1 protein-coding gene is annotated in these 365 nt (G+C 49.0%); it reads left to right on the top strand.

Features of this window, described 5'->3' with window-relative positions; all coding sequences use genetic code 11:
• Positions 1-19 precede the first annotated feature (19 nt).
• Positions 20-365 (top strand): TonB-dependent receptor domain-containing protein (locus KP705_RS19435; RefSeq protein WP_252348462.1); only part of this gene is annotated, 346 nt, incomplete at its 3' end.

The raw sequence follows: 365 nt of genomic DNA, 5'->3' as shown, positions 1-365 counted from the left end.
GTATTATGACCGCACGCAAATGCGTTCTTCCATTTTCAATGATTATTCCCAGTCCGGGTCCCGGCCTTATGTGCAGCGGACGAGCTATAATCAGGATCAGCAGGCGTTCAGTCAGTATGGACATTTGCGCTTTGCTCTTACCAAGCGGCTGCATCTTCAGGCGGGCCTGACGCATGAATCCGATGACCGTACGCTCTATAATATGAGGACTATGCGGTATAACACTCCGGCGTATCCAACGCCTTTTGACAACCGGTATGGCCGACATGGTGCTCTGACCTATCAGTTTTCCGGAATGGGTGGCATTGAATATCAGGCGTTCAATAATCTGATGTTTTATGGATCAATTCGGAAAGGGTTCAAGC

It is taken from the genome of Gluconobacter sp. P1D12_c (assembly GCF_018812105.1).
GTDB lineage: Bacteria > Pseudomonadota > Alphaproteobacteria > Acetobacterales > Acetobacteraceae > Gluconobacter > Gluconobacter oxydans_A.
Note: the sequence above shows the minus strand (reverse complement) of the source record. Positions and strands in the feature narration are given on the sequence as shown.